Below are 18,764 nucleotides of genomic sequence, written 5' to 3'. Positions count from 1 at the left end.
CCAAGCACCAACCACCAAGCACCAACCACTAAGCACTAACCACCAACCACTAAAAACTACTTCCTCTTCACCGGCTTGGGCGGAGCAGGAGCCGGTTTCACATTCCGTGGTTTAGATTCCGGTCGTGAAACAGGAGGTGAAATTTTATCTTTTGATGGTGCGGGTTTGGAAGGAGTAACATTACGTGGTGTCACCTGTTTCGGTTCTCTTGGAGTTGATGGAGCGACTTCTCTCGGTGGTTTGGCTTGTTTGGGAGGAGAAATGTCGTTTTGTTTGTTGCGCGGAGGCTGGACAACCGGCTTCATTTCCTGCTGATCATTTTTTCGTGGAGCCTGTTTTCCAAATTCACGGATCCGTTCAGGCTGGTTTTTATCTTTTACAAAGAAGTCTCTGGGTAAATTGGATCGGTTTTCATTTACCCAAACATTTACTTCTCTTGAATTACGCACCGCGGATCGTCTTGGTCCGTGATAATAATTTACATAAACAGTACTCAAATGAGGATAGTCGTAGAAATAATGATGATGGTGAAAATGCCAATGCATGAAATACCATGATGGTTGTCCGATGATGACGATATCACCATTCCAGAAATAAAATCCGCTATGATACCAATATGGATAAGGATACCACATCGGAACATCATACCAGTAGGGATAACCACTCCAGTATGGATAAGGATAAAACACGGGTCTTTCTACGATGCGAACATCCACATTGCTCAGGTCATTGTCATTATAGCCATTCTCCTTCGCGTAATCTTTTGTCGCGGATTCAAGTTCTTTTTTTGCATCCGGATCATTTTGTACAGTCTGTTTCCACTCTTCGGTGTCCCTGGCTTTCTGCGCGGCCAATTCAAGTGAGAGCCCATCCATTTCTTTTGTTACCGTACTTGGATCCTCTTTGTACAAATCACCCAAACGAACAGTCATGTTCATGTTGTCGTTTAAAACAGCCAATGCTTCCGGCTGTTGCAATAAAGTTCGAAATGCTTCCTGATCGTTCCCTGCATAATTTTTTAAAATCGATTCAAACTCTGCTGAAAATGAATTTTGTTGATTGTCAAGATCAGCAGGCAGAGTAGGGTATTTGGAACCGACATACCTTGCATCCGCTTTTGATTCTTCAGGAAAAGACATCAGAATTTCTTCCAGCTTTTCACCTGCAGGAGGGGTGATAGAAGCCATCTTGGAAATGAGTCCATCAAATCGTGTCAGGTTCCAGATTTTTTGCTGGTCTTCCCGCGAATAAGTTTCAATGAGTTTTTTAAATTGTTCATTCGATTTTTTATTCGCGTCGCTGATTCTTGCCAAAGCATCCGGATGAGTGGATGCCTGTAATAGTTTTGCGCGTGTATCAGTGGGATACACTGCTATCGTTTGAATATCCGTGCTGTCTTCCCTGAATAATGTTTGGATTCTCTGTTGCACATCCTGTGCGCTCAGAGAGAAATAAATTATCTGAAGAAAGAAAGCGAATACAAATCCCTTGCGTTTCATGGCTGAAAATTTTTACAAAGTTCGGTAAATCCACTCTAATTCAAATGATACCAATCATATCTTAACATTTGAATTGTAGCCATAAAATGACAAAAACAAAAGCCGAAGAATTTTCTTCGGCTTTTGTCAGAAAATATATTTTTTATTATGATCAATCCAGCATAATTTTAAAATCATCAATCATCAATCATCAATCATCAATCATCAATCATCAATCATCAATCATCAATCATCAATCAAAAAACTATCGCACCAACGTCACATGCCCGATAAACCGGTGCAATTTACCCTCGTAATCATGCACGCGAATCACGTATTCGTAGACATCGCTTTGTGCCTGATTGCCATTTTCATAATAGGTTCCGTCCCACGGTTGTGTTTTGTCTTTTGAATGGAAGATTTTTAATCCCCAGCGGTCAAGAATCCACATATCGTAATCAGCAAATCCGATACCGGTAGCGATGAAACCATCGTTCACATTATCATTGTTTGGTGTGAAGGCATTTGGGATGTAAATCGCGAAGTCTTCAGTAACTTTTACAACACCATAAATGGTATCCGTGCATCCAAGTGAATTGATCACGATCAGTTGTACAACAAAGGTTCCGGTGTCTTCGTAAGTGTGCGATGGATTCGGTTCATTGTTGATGGAACTTCCGTCTCCAAAATCCCAGGCATATTCAGTGCCACCGGCACTCATGTTTGTAAAGGAAATGGATGAACTGGTGAGTGTAACATTTTCGGCAGACTGACTGAATTCAGCCTGTGGATAAGCTTCAACAGTGACTAATTGCGGAATCACGAGAGAACCTGTACATCCATCCGGTGAGGTTACTTCAAGACTTACATTATATGTGCCAGCGATGGTATAATCATGTGAAGGATTCAGATCACTGCCGGTACTATTATCACCGAAGTTCCAGTTATAAGTTGATCCGGTCGGTGCAATAGTTTGGTTGCTAAAGTCTACATGAACAGGAGTACAACCGATGATTTCCTGAGGTGTAAAATCTACAGCAGGAGCAGGGGAAACAGTGAGCACCACCTGATCTTGTACGGCAGGAGAACCACAACCATCCGTAACAGTAACTGTGAACGTAGAATCGTGATCCGGGATAACGGTGGCAGAAGAACCAAGGATTAATCCATTGTTCCAGGTATAAGTGTAATTACCATCACCACCGGCTGCTTGCGCACTGATATTGGTTGGTGTGCCGCCACACAGGACATTGTTGCCAAGCGCGGCAACTGATAAAGCCGGATAAATATCCACGGTTACACTTTCAACTCCTGTTGTACATCCGTTTGCATCAGTGATGCTAACCGTGTAATTCGTAGGAACAGTCGGGTTAACAGTTTGGGTTGGTGCATTCGGACCACTGCTCCAGTTGTAAGTATACGGACCTGTTCCACCACTCACTGTTGCTTCCAGCAAAGCTGATTGTCCGCTGCAAAGTGTCGCATCACCTGTGACAGCCAGTGAAATCGCTGTAGGTTCGTCAACGGTAGCAGTTGCTGTTGTTGTACAACCATTGGCATCTGTAACTGTAACTGTGTAATTTCCACCCGGGAGTCCGCTTGCATTCGCCAAAGTACCACCTGTCGGTGACCATGCATAAGTATAAGGCGGAGTACCACCGTTTGAAATAACGGAAGCGGTACCATCTGACATTCCGTTACAGGAAACCCCAAGAGCAGCCGGAGTTAAAATGATTCCGGAGGCTGACAATACATCAATCTCATTTACCTCTGCGCATCCGCGTGAATCGGTAACAACCACGCTGTAATGACCAATAGAAAGATTATTGGCAGTAGCATTGGTACTTCCGCCCGGTGTCCATTGATATTGGTATGGTGGTGTTCCACCGGAAGCAGTTGCTGTGGCGGTTCCATTCGTTCCTCCGTTACATGCTGCAGGAGTCATACTCATGCTGATATTCACGGCATCCGGTTCGTTGATCACTACAATCACATCAGCACCACAACCATTTGCATCTGTAACGGTAACCGTATAGGTATTTGCGCTCAGATTTGATGCGGTAGCAGCACTGCCTCCGGAAGGAGACCAGGTATAAGCGAATGGAGCTGTTCCACCACTTGTGACAACCGTAGCCGAACCGTTCGATAATCCATTGCAGGAAACATCTGTTGAGCTTAACAAGGAAGCAGTAGCTCCACCAATGCTTGGCACAACAGCAGAAGCTGTGCTGGTACAGGAATGACTGTCAGTAACAGTAACTGAATAGCTTCCTGCTGACAAATTGTTTGCTGTCGCGCTGTTACTTCCTCCCGGAGTCCAGGCATACGTGTATGGTGCGGAACCTCCGGCAACAATTACTGTGGTTGTTCCGGTTGCGCCTCCACACGGTGTTCCTGTAGAAGATGTTTGCAATATAATAGCCGTTGGTTCAGCGATAGTCACATTCACAACATTCAGACAACCGCTCGCATCAGTTACAGTTACGGTATAATTTCCTCCGGAGAGTCCGTTGGCAGTCGAAGCATTTCCACCGGATGGTGACCATGCATAAGTGTAAGGTGCAGTACCTCCTGATGTGTTGATGCCGGCACTTCCATTCGCGGCACCAGAACAGGAAACATCGGTTGAAGATGCCAGTGTAACATTTGGCCCTCCTGTGTTGTTGACAACAACAGTTGCGGAAGAGGTACAACCATTGGCATCGGTAATTGTAGTCGTATACGCGCCGGCTGAGATATTGGAAAGAGTAGGAGTACTTCCACCTCCGGGAGTCCATGAGTAGGAATATGGTGCGGAACCACCTGCAGCAACAACCGATGCGGAACCATTCGATGATCCGCAAGTTGCAGGAGTCGAACTGGTTTGCAGATTCATTGCCGCCGGCTCTGTAATGGTTACAGAAGACGAACGGGTACAACCGTTCGCGTCAGTTACAGTCACCTGATAATTTCCGGCTCCAAGATTTGTCGCCGCGGATCCTGAACCACCTGCAGGGAACCATGCATAAGAAAATCCGGAAGCTCCACCGGAAGCTGTGATCGTCGCGGTACCATCACTGGCACCATGACAAGTCGCGTTCTGATGTGACATCGATAAGTTCATCGCTGCGGGCTGACCAACTGTACTAGTACCGGTAAGGGTACAACCATTGTCATCCGTAACGGTCACTGTATATGTTCCTGCGCTGAGATTGTTAGCAGTCATTCCGGCGCCACCTGAAGGAGTCCATGCATAAGCATACGGTGTTGTTCCACCGGCCGCATTGACTCCTGCGGAACCTGTAGCGGAACCTGCACAAAGTGCATCATTTGCATGAGTTTGTACTGCAAGCGCTGTAGGTTCTGTAATGGTGATCTGATCTGTTGATACGCAACCGTTCGCGTCATGAACAGTGATGGTGTAAGATCCTGCACTAAGATTATTCGCGGTTGCTGCATTACCACCGGAAGGTGACCAGAGATAAGTATAAGGAGCAGTTCCCGTAGATACGTTCACAGTTCCGGAACCATTGCTTCCTCCGAAGCAACCCACATGTTGAGCTACACTGGCAGAAATACTTGGCCCGCCGATATTCGTCACATTCGCTGAAGCAGTCGCGGTACATCCGTTTGCATCAGTAACTGTTACCACATATGCTCCGGCAGGAATATTTGTTGCTGAGGCACCGGATGATGATCCCGGTGACCAGGAATATGAATAAGGCGAAGATCCTCCATTCGCGACAACTGAAGCGGAACCATTCGATGATCCGCAATTCGCAGGATTGGTTGCTGTTTGCAATGCCATCGCCGCAGGTTGAGTAATTGTTGATGATTGAGATGCGGTACATCCGTTAGCATCTGTAACAGTTACACTATAGGTGCCAATTGCAAGGTTGGTTGCTGTAGCAGCGGAACCGCCTGAAGGGAACCAAATATAAGAGAATCCTGCAGTGCCTCCATTGGTGTTCACGGAAATCGAACCGTCGGAACCACCATTACAACTGGTAGGTACTGCATTCAGTGCGAGAGTAAGTCTTGCAGGTTGTCCCACAATTGCTGAACTGGTAGTTGTACAATTGTTTGCATCTGTCACTGTTACAGTGTAGGTTCCTGCAGCCAGTCCATTTGCTGTTGCGGCATTACCTCCTGATGGAGTCCAGGTGTAGGTATAAGGAGATGTACCTCCTGCAGCATTCACCGAGGCACCACCCGTTGAAGCACCGAAGCACAATGCATCCGTTGAATTCGACTGGGCCGCGATAGCGGAAGGTTCAGTAATTGTTACGTTATCTGTAGAAATACAACCGTTCGCATCGTGTACAATCACAGAATATGTTCCTGCTGATAATCCGGTAGCGGAAGAAGCTGTACCGCCATATGGTGACCAATTATAAGTATATGGTGCAGTACCGCTGCTCACGTTCACACTTGCAGCGCCACTTGAACCTCCGTTACAAGAAACTTGTTGTGTTACACTTGCTGCGATTGAGGGTCCCCCTGTGTTGGATACGTTGGCGATCGCGGTATTTGAACAACCGTTTGCGTCTGTCACAGTAACCGTATAAGCAGCAGCTGCCAGTCCACTTGCTGTAGCGGTATTCGCATTGCTCGGCGACCAGGAATAGGAGTAAGGTGATGATCCTCCATTTGCAACTACTGTCGCAGTACCATTGAATGATCCACAGGTAGCAGGTGTTGAGGATGTTTGAAGAGCAATTGCTGAAGGCTGTTGTATCAATGCCGTTTGACTGGCTGTACAACCGTTTGCATCGGTAACAGTCACAGTGTATGTTCCGATCGCGAGATTGTTCGCGGTTGCACCGGAACCGCCTGCCGGGAACCAGCTGTAAGAATAACCCGGTGTTCCACCATTCGGATTTGCAGTTGCTGATCCGTCTGTAGATCCATTACAACTGGTGTTTGCAGGTTGAGTTGCAAGTGTAAGTACGGATGGCTGTCCAACCGTAGCTGAAGCGCTTCTTGTACATCCATTCGCGTCTGTAATGGTGACAGTATAATTTCCGGCTGCAAGTCCGTTTGCGGTTGATGCTGCTCCACCGGATGGAGTCCATGCATAGGCGTAAGGTGTTGTTCCACCGGCGACATTTACAGAAGCACTACCAGAAGCACTACCAGAACACGTTGAAGGAATAGTCGCAGTAAGAGCGTTCAACGGAGAAGGCTCAGAGACCGAAATATTATCCGTGGAAACACAACCATTTGCATCATGAACTGTAACTGTATAAGGTCCTGCTGAAAGATTGCTTGCATTCGCTCCACTGCCACCGGAAGGCGACCAGCTGTAAGTGAATGGAGCTGTACCATTGGCGACATTCACGGTTGCAGTACCATTAGCTCCACCATTGCAGCTTACATCCTGTGTAACACTTGCGGCGATGGTTGGTCCACCTGTATTCGAAACGTTAACTACTGAAGAATTGGAACAACCGTTTGCATCAGTTACTGTAACCGTATAAGCACCGGCTGAAATGTTGGAAGCCGTCGCAGTATTTGCACCTCCGGGTGACCATGAGTATGAATAAGGCGCTGAACCACCATTCGCAACGACACTGGCAGATCCATTAGTAGATCCGCAGGAAGCAGGAGTGGAAGAAGTTTGTAAAGCAATTGCTGCAGGTTCCTGTATGTTTGCTGTAGAAGAAGAAGTACAACCATTTGCGTCAGTAACACTTACGGTATATGTTCCTGCCGCTAGATTCGCAGCTGTAGCTGCAGCACCACCGGATGGGAACCAACTGTATGTATAACCACTGGTTCCTCCATTAGGAGTAACTGTAGCTGAACCGTCTGCTGAACCGTTACAGGCTGCAGGAACGACATTCATGCCCAATGTAAGGACAACAGGTTGAGCAACATTTGTAGCTGCTGTTTTTGTACAACCGTTCGCGTCTGTGATCGTCACAGTATAATTTCCGGCTGAAAGATTAGTTGCAGTAGCGGCTGCACCACCTGCAGGTGACCAGGAGTAGGAATAAGGTGCTGTACCTCCTGCAACGTTGACAGAAGCTCCTCCGTCTGATGAACCATTACACAATGTAGGTGTAGCACTTGCTTGTGCCGCGATAGGACCGGGTTCATTGATCGTAACATTATCAGAAGAAATACATCCGTTCGCATCGGTTACATCCACAGTATAATTTCCTGCAGACAAATTTGAAGCTGTAGCACCATTTCCTCCGCTTGGTGACCATTGATAAGTAAATGGTGCAGTACCATTAGCAACATTCACATTGGCTGATCCATCATTTCCACCGGTACAGGATACATCCTGCATCAGATTCGCTGCGACAGTTGGTCCGCCTGTGTTTGATACGTTTGCAACAGCGGTTTGCGAACAACCGTTCGCATCCGTTACAGTTACGTTAAATGCGCCTGCAGGTAAATTCGAAGCATTCGCTGCTGAACCTCCGGCAGGTGACCAGGAATAAGAGTAAGGTGTTGAACCACCATTGGCAACGACAGTTGCTGTTCCGTTCGAAGTGCCACAAGTGGAAGGTGTTGTTGATGTTTGCAAAGCAATCGCTGTGGGTTCAGTTACATTCACAGAACCAGTAGTTGTACAACCATTGGCATCGGTAACAGTGACAGAATAAGTTCCCGCTGCAAGATTACTTGCATTGGCCGCTGATCCTCCGGATGGGAACCAGCTATATGAATATCCTGATGTTCCACCAGCCGGAACAACCGTTGCGGTTCCATCACTGCTTCCATTACAAAGAGCAGGATTTGCGGAAAGATTTGCGCTCAGTACTGCAGGTTCACTTACAACAGCAGTTGCTGTTTGAGTACAACCATTGCCATCAGTAATGGTAACGGTATAAGTTCCTGCTGCAAGATTGGAAGCGTTTGCTCCGGATCCACCGGATGGAGTCCAGTTGTAAGAGTAAGGAGTAGTACCTCCGCCTGCTACAACACCGGCACTTCCATCAGAATTGCCATTACAAAGAGCAGGAGAAACATTTGATGCGGCTGTAAGAACAGGAGGCTCAACGATTGTGATCTGATCAGAAGAAGTACAACCATTCGCATCAGTCACATTCACTGTATATGTTCCGGCAGCAAGGTTAGCGGCATTTACGGCATTACCTCCTGTAGGGGTCCAGGTATAAGAGAATGGAGCAGTACCATTCAGTAAGCTGACGGTTGCGGAACCATTATTCCCACCATTACAGGTTACATCTGCGTTTACACTCGCGGTCGCTGTAGGTCCAATGATGTTCGCGACTGTAGTTGTATTAGTCAATGTACAGTTATTTGCGTCTGTAACGGTAACTGTATATGTACCGGCGGCAAGATTGCTTGCTTGTGAAGCAGATCCTCCACCAGGTGACCAGTTATAAGTAAACGGAGAAGTTCCGCCGCCTGCAACTACATCCGCCGAGCCATTTGAATTTCCGCAAAGAGAAGGAGTGGCATTCATTTGAAGAGTGATCACAGGAGGCTCCGTGAGTGCAACGGTAGAAGTACTGGTGCAACCGTTGGCATCCGTCACAGTAACCGTGTAAGTTCCCGCAGTCAGGTTTGCCGCATTCGTAGCGCTGCCACCTGCCGGTGCCCAGGAATAGGTGTATCCTGTTGTACCGCCATTAGCGGTGACTGACGCAGATCCGTCATTTCCACCATTACATAAAATATTTGTCGACGCAGGTATAGAAGAAGTAAGGAGTGTAGGTTCGGTGATAGAAACGGGAGTAGTAGTCGTACAACCATTTGCATCTGTGACTGTAACTGTATAATTGCCTGCACTCAGACTGCTTGCACTTGCCGCGTTTCCACCGGATGGAGCCCATGAATAAGTATAGTTTACTGTGCCACCGTTTCCTGCCACAGTTCCGGAACCATCTGCAAGACCATTACAGGATACATTGGTTGTAGCAGTAACCGCACTTGTCAGTAAGGTTGGTTCGGTGATAACAGCAGTCGTCGTATTAGTGCATCCATTCGCATCAGTCACAGTTACAGTATAAGTTCCTGCACCGAGTGCACTTGCATTTGATGCATTTCCTCCTGAAGGAGCCCATGAATAAGTGTAGCCGGGAATTCCACCGCCTGCTGTAACCGATGCGGTTCCATCAGCGGCTCCATTGCAACTTACATTGGTACTACCGGCAAGCACTGCTGTCACTACTGCCGGTTCAGCAATAATTGCTGTTGTGGTAGTAGTACATCCATTGAGATCCGTAATGGTGACAGTATATGTCGCGGCGGACAAACCACTGGCGGAGTTGGCATTTCCCCCTGAAGGTGCCCATGCATATGTGTAAGTTGGTGTACCACCACCCGCGTTCACAGAAGCAGTTCCATTTGCGGCACCAAAACAGGTGATGTCAGTTGAAGAAGGTGTTGCTGTTAATGCAGAAGGTTCAGCAAGATTAACAGTGGTTGTTTCTGTACAACCGTTGACGTCGGTTACAGTTACTGTATATGCGCCTCCTGCAAGATTGTTTGCAATCGAATCAGTTCCTCCTGAAGGTGACCAGTTGAATGTAAAGTTTGGTGTTCCTCCGCTTGCTGAAACATGTGCTGTTCCATTCGCTGCTCCGTTGCAAAGCAAATCTGCATAGGTAGCATTCAACGTGATGACCGGAGGTTCGGCAATGGTGACATTGTCACTGCTTGTACAACCATTCGCGTCGGTAACCGTTACTGTGTAATATCCTGCAGAAAGGTTGTTTGCTGCTGCTGCTGATCCGCCAGAAGGTGACCAGGAAATGGAAATCGGTGCAGTTCCCTGCGAAATTGAAACAGATGCTGAGCCATTTGTTCCACCATTGCAAATTACATTTGCCGAAACAGATGCTGTTGCGATAGGGGATGGGGCGCTGGCAACATTCACATTGGCACGTGCGATACAACCATTGGCATCCGTCACTTCGATGGTGTAAGCCCCACCAGTTAATCCGGTTGCCGTCGCTGCACTACCTCCTGTTGGTGTCCAGTTATATGTTAAAGGAGCAATTCCTCCGTTCGCATTTACAGTTGCTGTTCCATTGGATGCTCCACACAAATCAGTCGTTGATGAAGTGTTCACAACGATAGCGGGAGGTTCAGTAATATTGACTGTAGTAGAAGCTGTACATCCATTGGCATCAGTGGCGGTAACAGTATAGTTTCCTCCAGAAAGTCCGGTTGCAACTGTGCTGCTTCCTCCGGAAGGTGTCCAGTTATAAATCAGTGCTCCGGTTCCACCATTGCCATTCACAGTTGCTGTTCCATCAGCGGCTCCGTTGCAAGTGACATTTGTTGAAGCAGTAATTGCTGTGACTACCGGAGTAGGTTCATAAATGGTCACAGCTGCAGTTGCGGTACATCCATTTACATCTGTAATCGAAACAGTATAATTTCCTGCGGAAAGATTTGAGGCCGTGTTGCTGTTTCCACCGGAAGGTGCCCAGCTATAGGTATAGGGAGTTGATCCGCCACCTGCAGTAACAGTGGCACTTCCGGTTGACCCACCATTACAAAGCACATCCACAGGAGTTCCCATTGATGCCGTCATTGCTGGCGGTTCAGCAACCGCTGCAGTCACAGAAGTTGTACAAAGATTCGCGTCTGTTATTGTGACAGTATAACTTCCCGGGCCTAAATTACTAGCTGTTGCAGTATTACCTCCGGAAGGAGACCATGCATAGGTATACGATGCTGTTCCGCCATTCGGATTGGCAGTAACTGATCCATTCGCGGCACCATTGCAAACAATGTCAACAGGTGTTGCAGTTGCTGCAAGAACAGTTGGCTCTGTGATTGTAGCTGAATTGGAAATAGTACATCCATTTGCATCCGTTACTGTCACTGTATAGTTCCCGGCATTAAGACTGCTAGCAGAGGATCCATTTCCTCCGGAAGGAGCCCAGTTGTATGTATAAGGACCAGTACCGCCTCCGGGAGTAACACTCGCAGAACCATTCGCAGCTCCATTGCATGTTATATCCGTTGGTGTAACGCTGGCTGTCATAGTTGGAGGTTGAATCAAAGTGACAGCAGTTGTAGATGTACAGCCGGCAGCATCTGTGACAGTCACTGTATAATTTCCGGCTCCAAGATTATTTGCTGTTGCACCGGAGCCGCCTGATGGTGCCCAAGTGTAAGAATAGCTGGGAGTTCCTCCTCCGGCAAGTACTGTAGCAGAACCGGTTGTTCCACCAGCGCAAAGAACATCTACAGAAGAAGATATTGCTGCAGTGACCGGGGTTGGTTCATTGATAGTGATATTTGCGGATGCATTACAACCGAGTGCATCTGTCACTGTAATTGCATAGTTGCCGGCTGACAGACCGGTAGCGGTCAGACCTGAACCACCGGAAGGTGTCCAGGAATAAGTGAAAGGACCTGTACCTCCATTGGTGGTTGCAGTTGCAGTTCCATTCGCTCCACCATTGCATGTTACATCAGTGGAAGCAGAGATGGCAGCTACAGGGCCGGCAACATTCGAAACAGAAACTGCAGCCAGTGTGGTACATCCATGTGCGTCAGTAATGGTTACTGAATATGCGCCTGCAGCGAGATTGCTTGCATTCGCCGCATTACCTCCGGACGGAGACCACTGGTAGGAATAAGGTCCTGTTCCTCCGGATGGATTTACAGAAGCAGTTCCATCGCTCGCGCCGCAATTTGCAAGAGTGGAAGCGGATGTATAGGTAATCGCGGAAGGTTCCGTGACGTTCGCCGATGATGATCGAGTGCATCCATTCGCATCCGTAATGGTGACAGTATAAGTTCCTGCAGCGAGGCCGGTAGCTGATGAAGCGGTTCCACCTGTAGGAAGCCAGTTGTAAGTGTAAGGGCCTGTTCCTCCACCGGCGGTGATTGAAGCAGTTCCATCGATGACTCCGTTACAACTTGCAGGTGCAGGTACAACGTTGCCGGTCAGTGCTGGTGGTTGTGTAATAGTGGCTACTGTTGTTGCTGTACAGCCATTCGCATCTGTTACTGTTACCGTGAAATTGCCTGCGCCTAAATTTGACGCGGTGCTGGAGTTTCCTCCTGAAGGTGCCCAGGAATATGTATATCCCGGAGAACCTCCGTTTGCACTTGCACTCACAGAACCATTATTTCCTCCATTACAGGAAACATTACTCTGGTTGAGTAAACTCGGAACAACCGGAGTTGGTTGCGTAATGGCAATATTCGCTGTCATTGTACATCCTCTTGAATCAGTAACCGTGACAGTATAATTTCCTGCCGCGAGATTGTTAGCAGTCGCAGCATTTCCTCCGGAAGGAGCCCATGAATAAGTGTATCCCGGAGTACCGCCACCTGCTGTCGCAGTAGCAGAACCATTAGTTCCACCCGCGCAGGTTACATTGGTATGGTTCGGAATAGTAGCTGTAACTTGAGTCGGCGCGGTAATGGTTACAGTTGCTGTGCCTGTACAATTGGTATTGTCGGTGACAGTCACAGTATATGTTCCCGGTGCCAGATTGCTGGCAGTCGCAGCGCTGCCTCCGGTTGGTGCCCATGAATAAGTATAAACACCTGATCCACCTGACGGATTGGCGACAGCAGATCCGTTAGCACCACCAAAACAACTTACATTCGTTGGAGTTGCTGTTGCCGTCACTGGCGTTGGTTGTGTGACAGTAAATACATGTGTACCTGTACATCCGTTAGCATCTGTTACTGTCACAGTGTAATTCCCGGGTGCAACATTGTTGACTGTGGCGCCGGATCCTACATTTGGATTCCATGCATAGGAATATGGACCGGTACCACCCGCGCCTGCTGCAGTAATTGAACCTGTATTCGCTCCGCTACAGGATGGGTTTATTACGGTACCATTTGCAGTAACTGCAGTAGGGGGAGCAATAGTAATGGATTCTGAAGCTGTACATCCTGCATCATCGGTCACGGTCACAGTGTATGTTCCTGCAGCAAGATTGTTAATCGTATTTGATCCGTTGACGTTATTTGCCGTTTGGATAATTGTTCCTCCACCGTTTCTCCAGATATAATTCCAGGGTGCAATTCCCTGTCCGGTTGCTGTGGCTGTAGCAGTTCCACCTGGACACAGGATTGGTGTATTGGTGATTTGTGGTGGAGTACAACAGGCAAGTTGAGCAAAGAATTGAATGATCGGGTCTCCACTGCAAGCATAAGATGTCCATGATCCTGTTTCACCATCGCCATAAGTGTCAATTGCAATATTCAAACTTGCTCCGGGGATACATTGATTCGGTGGCAATGTCGTAACCGACCAACAGAAGGTCCAGTCACATTGGTTTGCCGGATTATAATCACCGAAGTTGTTCCCGGGATTATTATCAGCAACTCCTGAAATGCTTCCGGCAGAGGTTTCAAAGAAGAAGCCCGGTCCAACTGTAAGCCCGGTAGCTGTACTCGTAAATGTATTATTGTACCAACTCCATGTACCTGGTGTTAAACTCGCATTGCAAGTTGTTGCCGGTGTTGCAGTAACGGAATTCAACACCCAACCTGCTCCAAATGATGGAATAACTGAATGTAGCCAGTTACTTGAAGTCTGGTTATAGTCTGTAATGGAATAACAGAAATTAACTGTCTGTCCCGCCTGATAAGTTCCATTCACAGGAGGTGGATTTACCGTGAGGTTACTTTGGATCACGCAACCCGAACAATCAAAATTATTTTGGAGGGTCAGAGTGAAATTACACTGATCATTGAGTGACCCGCCACTTACTTGTAAAAAATACTGACCGGGCTGTAAACTTCCAAAGGTGGTATTCAATGAACCATTGGCTCCGATTCCGCATCCACGTGGTACCAGATTGTTACATCCGCTGCCGGAATACAATCCAACCTCTGGTGTCTGAAGGCCGGCAATATTCACAATCAACGTTGGACCTGTGATCGAGAATGAATACCACACATCTGCAGCCGGACTAGCCATGTTACCTGCAGGTTGACAACCCAACATCGAAGTATAAGGCGTTTCTGCAGTAGCGCAAAGATTGGTCGTATTCAGACTAAGTGGATTGCCGATTCCGGTTGGACAAGCAGACGGTATTGGCAGCAATCCAAGGTTTTGAGCACCACTGCAAGCATCATTAGCGGGAGCTGGTCCTCCGTTACATACAGAACCACAAGGACCACCGCCACAAGCAACGCAACTTACAGTCGCAGACCATCCGGCACCTTTGATCGTTCCATCAGAAATAAATTCAATTGTAAGACAACCACTGGTGCCTGTAACAACTCCGGGATTTGTAGTTCCGCTATAGGTTCCAATAATCGGAGAAGTTGTGTTTGGGCCATTGTAAATGACCATTTCATCAAACAGGGATTCAGTGTCAAATGATGTAAAAGTTAACCGAACACATTGACCGGAAGTGCTTGAACAAAATGTCATAACACTGGTTTCATTGTTTGCGTACTGCCCATTGTTTCCACCACTATCGTAAAATGTACCAGAACAAGTTGAAACATTGGAATTTCCCATGTTATAGGTTTGGGCAAAGCCAACGCCTGACAGGCAAACAATTAACGTGGTGAGGACAAGTAGTTGTTTGATCATGCTTGAGAATTAGATTTAAAGAATTGATTTCATATAGCTTTTAAAGGGGATCCAAAGGCTATTTGCATTCTTAAATAAAGCAAATAGATTCCTTTGAATTTTGTAGGATTCATGAATACCAATCAGGATTGAATTGAGTTTTGAACATTATTTTTCCCTGAAATAGTGTTGTTTGCAGTGTATCAGGGATTTATCAACGAAATTTAAGAAAAAACGACCTTATTTCCTAATTTTTTGGTCGAGTGTTTTGAACAGGTGTTGATATGTTAATTTTTAATTAAAAATCAGGGGTAAAAGACAGATTTTATTCCTCTGAATTGGGCGAATATTTGTATGAGGGTACTACATGATTTTTCTCACTTGCTTTAAGTTTAATTTTCTAAATCCCTTTTGAGTTCCTAATTTCGTAGCCTAATTCTTAAAAATTCAATCGTACATGAAAGTTACAGTTGTAGGAGCCGGCAATGTGGGAGCCACTTGTGCCGATGTTATTGCACAAAAAGATTTCGTTCACGAAGTTGTTCTTCTTGATATCAAAGAAGGTACTGCAGAAGGTAAGTCTCTCGATATTTGGCAAACTGCGGCAATCAACTTATACGATACCCGCACTATCGGTTCAACGAACGATTATTCTAAAACCGCGGGTTCGGATGTTGTGGTAATCACTTCAGGTTTGCCTCGTAAACCAGGGATGAGTCGTGATGATCTTATCGCGACAAATGCCGGTATTGTTCGCTCGGTGACTGAAAACATTATTAAATATTCTCCGAATACCATCATTATCGTTGTATCCAATCCATTGGATGTAATGACCTATTGCTCTTTCCTCACTGCGAAAATTGATTCTTCCCGCGTGTTTGGTATGGCCGGAATTCTTGATACTGCTCGCTACCGTGCATTCCTCGCGGAAGCATTGAATACCTCACCGAAAGATATCCAGGCTGTATTGATGGGCGGGCATGGTGATACCATGGTTCCTCTTCCAAGATATACTACAGTTGCCGGAATTCCGGTTACTGAATTAATCTCTAAGGAAAAACTGGATGCTATTGTCGACCGTACGAAAAAAGGCGGTGGTGAATTGGTAAATCTGATGGGAACATCCGCATGGTATGCTCCCGGAGCTGCAGCTGCCCAGATGGTGGAAGCAGTGGTGAAAGATCAGAAACGAATTTTCCCTTGTTGCGCATGGTTGCAGGGTCAGTATGGCTTGAAAAATATTTACCTCGGTGTTCCGGTAAAACTCGGCAAAAATGGTATCGAAGAAATCATCGAGCTGAAACTGAACGAAGATGAAATGAAACTCCTTCACGCTTCTGCAAAATCTGTGAAAGAAGTAATGGATGTACTCGACAATATGCAACAAGCTGCGGTGAAATAACTGACATAAAAATTATTTTGATAAATTTGGAAGACATTCGATTATCGAATGTCTTCTTTATTTTTACCCCGTATGTTATCAGGTTCAGTAAAAATTCCAATCACCGTCAGAGGTATAGAAGAGGATGGCTATCATCTTACCATCTCTGCGCGCATCAATGGTAAAACAGTTCAGCTCTTAATTGATACCGGCGCCTCCAGGACAGTCTTTGATAAAGAAAGATCATTGAGATATGTCGGGGAAAGCAGTCATGAACCACATGATAAATTATCAACCGGACTGGGTACAAATACTATGAAAACCCATCTGGTAAGGCTTAAAAAAATCAGGCTGGGGGAGTTGCTAATCGAAAATTTTGAAGCAGTATTGCTGGACCTTGCTCATGTGAATGAATCGTATGAGAAACTTGGATTAACGCCAATTGATGGAGTTCTTGGTGGCGATGTCCTCTACAAGTACAATGCAGCTATTAATTACAAAAAAATGGAATTAAAATTATCCGCGAAACCCAGATAGAATTTTCAATTCAAAAATCTTTTTTCTAATCCCGGAATAATTTTGCAGGAATTTAATCGTCCAAAAAGTCTGTATCTGTTTCTTGCTATTAAATGATAAATCCAGTCACTTAATTTTCTTGGGAAGATACCGATGACTTTTCCAAACCAAACACAGCCTGGAAGTTTTTTTAAAATACGCTCAATTGCAAGAGATGATATAAAATACCCTTCTCCTTCAAGAAGGATTACGCTTTCCGCAATTGTTTTCGGGATAGAATATTTTTCCTGATAAAATTTTCCGGTATGACTGCGCAATCCTGCGAATTTGAAAATACCTTGCTTGTCATTGTGATGGATGAAATGAACAATCCAATTGCACATCACACATTCATCATCAATTAAAATGATCAGGAAACCGCTTTCAGGCATTATTTCCGGTAGGAAACAAAATAGGGAAAACTCAATAATTCATTTCTGTATTCAAAAGTACTACCATCTGACAGTACCTTCCGGTATAGTTCCAGAGTCGACATGTCGATAACAGTTAGATAACCATTTCTTCCTCCGCAAGCTGTCACATGGTGAGGTGCAGGCCCGGAATTGTCATAGTTAAGATTCGCAACATACACACAATCGTGATCGTCATCCACTGCAATTCCATGTGGCTGGTAGCCCGTATAAATTACTTTTACCACCTGGTTGGTGAGATAGTTGATCACATACACAGATCCCTTTTTACGGTAACCCATGAGTGAATCTTCTGTACATGTTACAAATACATAGGGATGCGTTTCTGATAAACTGAATTCCTGTGGTTTATTACCGACTGGTATGATTGCAACTAATGTATCTTCATCATTACTTCTGTCACGTGCAAATACTCTTACTTCATTCGATTTTTGACAACTGACAAAATACTTGTGTCCATCCGGAGTAAGTACCATTTCATGTGCATCATATTTTGATGATGTGGAAGGGTTTTCGCCGGTTCCCAATGGAATTTTATCAGTATCATAAAACGGATCAGAGATTTCTACTTTGGTTACAAAGTTTCCATTCTGACTGGTAAGGTAAAGGTGTTCTCCATCGTTTGTAACAAAACCTCCATGGGGGAAATCAACTGACAAGGAAGTTTCCAGTGTCATGTGTTCCAGGTCTACAACACGTGTGATGCCCAAAGTGGTAGCATTCACAAATCCCTTTTTTGAATCCGGAGTGAAAATTACAGTGTTCCAGTCTCCATTGCCAATTTCAAGCGAACCAACATAAGAGTCATCGGATGTGCGGAATTTTTGAATAACGTGACCGGAATAAAATACAACATACCAGTATTGTCCATCAGGAGAAACTCTTACCAGATGCGGAGCTTCAATAGCGGGATCAACGCCTACTGATACATACCGCATGATCACCTTAGTCTGAGCATCAAATACCGCGACCTGATCACAACCTTGCATACACACATAAAATTTCTTGCGGTTTGGATTGTCGGCAAATTTTATTGCGCCTTGATCATTGGGCGCACCGTTGTGAATCCAGTTATAAATTGTTTGATATTCATCATTACTGAGTGGGGTTAATCCTTGAGGCATTGTTGGTAATAGGGTAGGGCCTCTGGAAGAATCAGTATTGATGAAATATAGCAGGTAACTGTAATCGATATTGTACGGGATAACACTGCTTCCATTCCGGCCACCTTCAAACATGAGATCCCATGTACTGAAATCAAGACCACCTGCATTTGCCCTGCTCAGTGAATTATGACATCCCGCTGTTGCGCATTTGTTTACGATGATTTCTCCAACTTCCTTGGGATAATCAGAGCCAATAAGCGGATCTACTTGCTTGTCATAAGAACAAGATCCAAAAAACAGCAAGAGAACACTTAAAGCGGAGAGATATTTTTTCATTTTCAG

6 protein-coding genes are annotated in these 18,764 nt (G+C 45.8%); 2 read left to right on the top strand and 4 right to left on the bottom strand.

From position 1 onward, the window contains the following. Positions 1-56: 56 nt before the first annotated feature. Together IPP86_16245 and IPP86_16240 are read right to left on the bottom strand one after the other, a co-directional pair. Positions 57-1,499 carry a DUF3300 domain-containing protein gene (locus tag IPP86_16245; protein ID MBL0140050.1) on the bottom strand — a complete coding sequence of 481 codons (1,443 nt, stop codon included), beginning with the start codon at positions 1,497-1,499 and terminating at the stop codon, positions 57-59. A 244-nt stretch (positions 1,500-1,743) separates the two neighbouring features. Then, positions 1,744-14,970 (bottom strand): gliding motility-associated C-terminal domain-containing protein, encoded by a 13,227-nt coding sequence (locus tag IPP86_16240; GenBank protein MBL0140049.1) that lies wholly within the window; start codon positions 14,968-14,970, stop codon positions 1,744-1,746. 436 nt (positions 14,971-15,406) lie between these two features. Between IPP86_16240 and mdh the strand changes: the two genes are divergently transcribed. Beyond that, positions 15,407-16,351 carry a malate dehydrogenase gene (gene mdh, locus IPP86_16235; protein MBL0140048.1) on the top strand — a complete coding sequence of 315 codons (945 nt, stop codon included), beginning with the start codon at positions 15,407-15,409 and terminating at the stop codon, positions 16,349-16,351. A 48-nt stretch (positions 16,352-16,399) separates the two neighbouring features. Then, the gene (locus tag IPP86_16230) at positions 16,400-16,867 is read left to right on the top strand and encodes a clan AA aspartic protease (protein ID MBL0140047.1); all 468 of its coding nucleotides are present in this window, start codon (positions 16,400-16,402) and stop codon (positions 16,865-16,867) included. A 5-nt stretch (positions 16,868-16,872) separates the two neighbouring features. Here the strand turns inward: IPP86_16230 and IPP86_16225 are convergent, their stop codons facing one another. Together IPP86_16225 and IPP86_16220 are read right to left on the bottom strand one after the other, a co-directional pair. Then, positions 16,873-17,277 (bottom strand): DUF393 domain-containing protein, encoded by a 405-nt coding sequence (locus tag IPP86_16225; protein MBL0140046.1) that lies wholly within the window; start codon positions 17,275-17,277, stop codon positions 16,873-16,875. Next, on the bottom strand, positions 17,277-18,758 hold the full coding sequence (locus IPP86_16220) for a beta-propeller fold lactonase family protein (GenBank protein ID MBL0140045.1): 1,482 nt from the start codon (positions 18,756-18,758) through the stop codon (positions 17,277-17,279). The genes IPP86_16225 and IPP86_16220 overlap by 1 nt, the downstream gene beginning before the upstream one ends. Between the last annotated feature and the right edge of the window lie 6 nt (positions 18,759-18,764).

It is taken from the genome of Bacteroidota bacterium, assembly GCA_016720935.1.
Classification (GTDB): Bacteria; Bacteroidota; Bacteroidia; order AKYH767-A; family 2013-40CM-41-45; genus JADKJP01.
The sequence above is the reverse complement of the archived record's forward strand: the minus strand, read 5'-3'. Positions and strand labels throughout refer to the sequence as shown.